This is a genomic window from Ralstonia sp. AU12-08, from assembly GCF_000442475.1.
In the GTDB taxonomy this organism is placed as follows: domain Bacteria; phylum Pseudomonadota; class Gammaproteobacteria; order Burkholderiales; family Burkholderiaceae; genus Ralstonia; species Ralstonia insidiosa.
The window spans coordinates 1-5,213 of the sequence record NZ_ASZV01000048.1; the positions used below are offsets into that span (position 1 = coordinate 1).

A 5,213-nucleotide genomic window follows, 5' to 3' on the forward strand; every position below is an offset into this window, starting at 1 on the left:
TGTGGCCAGCCCGAGCGCGCACGGGCACGCGATGATCAGCACAGCAACCGCGTTGATCAAGCCGTGGGCCCAGCTTGGCTGGGGGCCCCAGATCCCCCAGGCGACGAGCGTCATGACAGCGATGGCGACCACGCCGATGACGAAGACGCCTGCCACCTTGTCCGCCATTCGCTGCATCGGCGCCTTGGAGCGCTGCGCTTGCGCGACCATTTGCACGATCTGCGACAAAACGGTCTGCGCGCCCACTTTCTCGGACCGGACCACAAGCGCACCCGAGGTGTTCAGGGTTGCACCGATGACGTGGTCACCCGCGCGTTTGGAGACTGGAATCGGCTCACCGGTGATCATCGACTCGTCGAGCGCGCTCGCGCCCTCGACCACGACACCATCCACGGGCACCTTTTCACCGGGCCGCACACGCAGCAAATCGCCCACATGGACATGGGCAATCGGAACATCTTCTTCACTGCCGTCCGCGTCGATGCGCCTGGCTGTTTTGGGGGCAAGGCCCAGTAGGGACTTGATGGCGGCCGATGTCTGTGAGCGGGCCTTCAGCTCGAGCATTTGCCCCAGCAGGGTCAGCGAAATGATTACGGCTGCCGCTTCAAAATACACTTCCACCCGGCCGCTCGCCGCGAAGGTCGAGGGGAATACGTCCGGTGCGACTGTCGCGACTACGCTATAGAGATAGGCCGCGCTCGTCCCCAGCCCGATAAGCGTCCACATGTTCGGGCTGCGGTGCAAGAAGGATTGCACACAGCGCTCGAAGAATGGCAAGCCAGCCCAAAGCACGGCCGGCGTGGCAAGCACCAACTCGAGCCAGTTCTTCCATGCTGGATTTAGGGGAATGAGACGATATCCAGCCATGGCCAGCACAAAGACCATCGCGGTCAATGGCAAGCTTATCCAGAAGCGTCGCCGGAAATCCATGAGCTCCGCATTCTCTTCCTCCTCCCCCGCCGGCATGATCGGCTCCAGCGTCATGCCGCATTTAGGACACGTGCCGGGATGATCCTGGCGGATCTCAGGATGCATTGGACAGGTGTAAATCGTGGACGCGGATGCCGGTGGTGAAACACTTGCCTCGTCGCCCGGGACAGCCCGCGGCGCGCCTGCCGAGTGAGCATGGTGACCATGCACATTGCAGTGGTGTGCGTGGGGTTGCGTGGGCTCATTGTGGTCGTGCGCCGTATCGGCGCTTTGTCGCGGGGAGGCGGCTTCTCTGTGGCTGTGCTGGCGGCTCATGCTCGGCATCCTGTTGGAAAAAACTGGCACGTGGCAGTGTCGTGGTCAGCATAGCGATCAACCACCCCGAGGACAACGGTCCGCAATGACGGTATCAATGGATTCACAAGGGACGTGCTTCTGTGGCCACGAGCTTGGTCTGCGGTGCAGGTCCATGCGAATTCCGGGCACGTCTCATGCTGAACGACTGTCTCATGCTGAACGACTCCCCGGGGATTGCTATGGAGGTCCTCCTCGCGTTCGTGACGCAGGGGCACAACCTTCCAACGGGAGCAAGGATCGTGGGCGACAACACTTCAATCGACTTGGCGCTGCGGCGCAAATTTCTACGCCAAATGGCTGGGGCGGGCTTGGCGGCAACGGGGGCCGGTATCGGCACGCCTGCTTCGGGGCTGCAAAGCCAGGATCGTTCAACTGACCTGTCCGGAACCGAATTCGCTCTGACAATTGGGCGCACACCCGTCAATTTCACGGGGCATTTACGGTACGCGCTTACGGTAAACGGATCAATTCCTGCGCCCATCCTGCGTTGGAAACAAGGTTCCGAGGTAACGCTGCGGGTCACCAACACACTGGCCACGCAAACTTCGATCCACTGGCATGGCATCCTCGTTCCGTTTGCCATGGATGGCGTGCCTGGCGTGTCCTTTCCCGGCATTCCTGCTCACCAGACCTTCGTCTACAAATTCAAGGTCCGACAGGCCGGTACATACTGGTACCACAGCCACACCCGCTTTCAGGAGCAACTCGGCCTCTATGGCCCATTGGTGATCGAGCCACAAAGGCCGGCCCCCATACCTAGCGACAGGGACTACGTCGTTATGCTGAGTGATTGGACTGACGAAGATCCTGAAAACGTCTTCCTTCACTTGAAGCAGTCGAGTGATTTTTACAATTTCCAATTACCGACGGTCACTGATTTTGTGGCCGACGTCAGGGCGGCGGGCCTCTCAAAAGCACTGGCTCGACGGCGTATGTGGAACCAGATGCGCATGAATCCCACGGACCTCGCCGATGTCTCTGCTGCAACCTACTGCTACTTGGTCAATGGCGCCACACCCTTCACTAACTGGACAGCTATCGCGGAGGCAGGCGAATACGTACGTTTGCGCTTCATCAATGGATCGGCCACCACAACGTTTGATGTTCGCATCCCGGGCCTGACCATGCGAGTTTGTGCGGCGGACGGACAAGATGTCGAACCCGTGAACGTCGACGAGTTTCGGATTGGTGTAGCGGAGACCTACGATGTGTTGGTGCAGATGCCCCGGAATGAGGCATACACCATATTTGCACAGGCGATGGACCGCAGCGGATATGCACGTGCCACCCTCGCGCCGAAGCACGGCATGCGGGCCGCGATTCCTATTATGGACCCCAAAACCTGGCTGACCATGGCTGACATGGGCATGGACATGAACATGAACGGAATGTCTATGACCAGCGGGCCACCCAATGAAACGATGGAAACTCAGGACAACGGCATCCATTCCCCCCTCGGCCACTCTATGCAGGCGGGGGGCGAAACCGCGGCCGACGCCATGCCAGGCATGCGACTGCAGTCCGGCGATGAAGGCATGGCCGGCATGAAACCCTCCATGTCGATGTCCCACGATGGTAAGCCCGAGCATTCCCACCCAATGACGATGCTGGGTATGCACGGCGGCCCCGAAGTCGACATGCGGTCGATGAACCCTTCCAAGTCGCTCGCAGACCCTGGGCCGAGATTGCGCCAAAATGGCCGGAGGGTTTTGACCTACGCAGACTTGCGAACGCTGGGCCAGCCCTATGACGATCGGCCTCCGGGCCGCGAGATCGTGTTGCATCTGACCGGCAACATGCGACGGTTCATCTGGGGATTCGATGGCAAAAGGTTCTCGGAGGCCGAGCCGATCCGTCTGTACTACGGCGAACGGCTGCGGATCACTCTCGTTAATGACACCATGATGAATCACCCTATGCACCTGCACGGGATGTTCAGCGAGCTTGAAAACACGGAGCGTCAAGCGCTCGTCCGTAAGCACACCATCAACGTTCAACCATCCAAGCAGATCAGTTTCCTCGTAACTGCGGATGCCCCGGGCCAGTGGGCATTTCATTGTCATCTGCTGTACCACATGGAAGCCGGTATGTTCCGCAAGGTGGTTGTGGCCTGACCCTTGGACAAAGGAGCGCGTCATGTTGCCAGGAGTGAAGGGACGGCTGCGTTTGGTTGCCGCAGCCTTATTGCTCACCGTGCGGCTTGCAGGCGCCCACACGTCTGAGGCGCCCACGCCAGGCATGCCGCAGACGCCACACGGCACACCGTCTCAGGCCCATGGGCAAGAAGCGCAGGTACTTGCAACACAAAAGCCCGACTTACCTTCCCAAGAGGAAGGCGTCAATGTGATCACCCCCAGTGACGAACCCCGCGTGCCAATGCAGAATCCCAGCCGAGGCATCGCCGTGCCGGGCGACACCATGGTCGACAACGATGTCTATCATCAGTTTCTGCTCGATCGGCTCGAGACGGTACGCACTCGCGACGCGACGGGATGGGCATGGGACATGCAAGGCTGGTTCGGTAAGGATCTTGACCGACTATGGTTGAAGACCGAGGGCGAGCGACTGTTCGGTCAAACCGCAGACGCCAAAGTTGAAGCGTTGTGGGGTCATGCATTTGCCACATTTTGGGATTGGCAGGCAGGCGTTCGCCGCGACTTCGGTGGTGGACCAACACGTACGTGGGCTGCCTTTGGAGTGCAAGGGCTCGCGCCATACTGGTTCGATGTCGAAGCGACCCTGTACGTCAGTAATGGCGGGCGTCTTGCGGCCCGTGTGCGTGCTACCTACGATGTCCGCCTCTCGCAGCGAAGTGCCCTCACTCCCGAAATCGAAGCCAACGTCTACTCGAAGACCGACCAGGCGCGCGAGATTGGCCGCGGGCTGGCCGATGTTCGCCTCGGCTTGCGACTGCGATACGAACTTCGGCGCGACTTCGCTCCGTACATTGGCGTGGTTTGGAGCAGGAAACTGGGAAGGAGCGCAGAGTTTGCGCGAGCGGCGGGGCAAGACGCCGTAAACAAGCAGATCGTGGCTGGAATACGATGGTGGTTTTGAACCAGGAGCCTGTCAGGCTGCGCTCTGGGCGCTTTGCTATATAGCTCAGCATCGCGGTTTCCCGATCGCGCCGTCGGCATGAACGTCTTACCAAGACGTAATTTGCGGGTCATCGAAGCGAGAGGATTGCCTCTCTAGAATGCTTGACATCAGTCACGTTCCAGGAGAAAACGATGAATCGCAATCGACTTGTTCCGCTCATGCTCGCAGTCCTCTTCGCAGGCAGTTCGGCGGCATGGGCCTCAGACAAATTCCGTGGCGACGGCGGGGACAATTGGATCGAACATGTGCGGCAAAGCCCGTCAGCAACTCAACCGGATGTGAACAGGACGGCGTTGCTCTTCGGCTCGCCCGCGCCAGTGTCGCTGGCTGCACGCACTTTGACAGTTAAGCCAGGAATGAAATACATCAACGTCGAATCCGGTGAAACCGTCGCTTTTTCGGCGGGGACTGGGACGCAAGCATGGACGTTCATCGAAGCAATGCAGAGTACTTCGGTCGATTTGGGCGTTCTGCTGCCGGATGTGCCCGACGCTAAGGGTGTGCGCGTCATCATTGCGCGCAGCAAGTGGCTCACAGGCAGTTAGGACTTTCGTTCGTTCACTTCGGTCCCGTTACGACTCACTCGGTCGTGCGGGGCTGGTGTCGCTGCGCCGCCTCCCCCGTCCCCAAGCGATCAGGGCGGCAACCTGGATTGCTGTATTGATGAATTGCAGTGCAATCAAGGCAAATTGCTTGGTCTCCAAGTAGACGAACACCAGTCCGATGTTACCGGCGATCCAAGCGAGATAGCCGCGCGGATCCTTCCTCGCAATAAGGAGCTGACCGGTCAAGCCGGCCAGGATGACGAAGAGTTGCAGTGCGTTCAC

Annotated in this window: 5 protein-coding genes; 3 read left to right on the forward strand and 2 right to left on the reverse strand. The window is 59.5% G+C overall.

The features are described 5' to 3' along the window. A partial coding sequence (locus C404_RS54880; RefSeq protein ID WP_037012630.1) for an HAD-IC family P-type ATPase occupies positions 1-1,245 on the reverse strand: 1,245 nt, incomplete at its 3' end. Between the two features lie 176 nt (positions 1,246-1,421). On the opposite strand from C404_RS54880, the gene C404_RS54885 reads away from it, so the two are divergent. The 3 genes from C404_RS54885 (at position 1,422) to C404_RS0130445 (ending at position 4,931) form a co-directional block, all read left to right on the forward strand. After that, positions 1,422-3,401: a copper resistance system multicopper oxidase gene (locus C404_RS54885; protein WP_004635283.1), complete on the forward strand. Its 1,980-nt coding sequence runs from the start codon at positions 1,422-1,424 to the stop codon at positions 3,399-3,401. 22 nt (positions 3,402-3,423) lie between these two features. Further along, positions 3,424-4,344 (forward strand): copper resistance protein B, encoded by a 921-nt coding sequence (locus C404_RS54890; protein WP_004635281.1) that lies wholly within the window; start codon positions 3,424-3,426, stop codon positions 4,342-4,344. 173 nt (positions 4,345-4,517) lie between these two features. Then, positions 4,518-4,931 (forward strand): CzcE family metal-binding protein, encoded by a 414-nt coding sequence (locus tag C404_RS0130445; RefSeq protein WP_004635279.1) that lies wholly within the window; start codon positions 4,518-4,520, stop codon positions 4,929-4,931. Positions 4,932-4,958: 27 nt separating this feature from the next. Here C404_RS0130445 and C404_RS54895 read toward each other — a convergent pair. After that, a partial coding sequence (locus C404_RS54895) for a nicotinamide mononucleotide transporter (RefSeq protein WP_021197344.1) occupies positions 4,959-5,213 on the reverse strand: 255 nt, incomplete at its 5' end.

Coding starts and splice junctions, on each gene's coding strand:
- C404_RS54885 (WP_004635283.1), top strand. CDS start 1,422: ATGCTGAACGACTGTCTCATGCTGAACGACTCCCCGGGGATTGCTATG.
- C404_RS54890 (WP_004635281.1), top strand. CDS start 3,424: ATGTTGCCAGGAGTGAAGGGACGGCTGCGTTTGGTTGCCGCAGCCTTA.
- C404_RS0130445 (WP_004635279.1), top strand. CDS start 4,518: ATGAATCGCAATCGACTTGTTCCGCTCATGCTCGCAGTCCTCTTCGCA.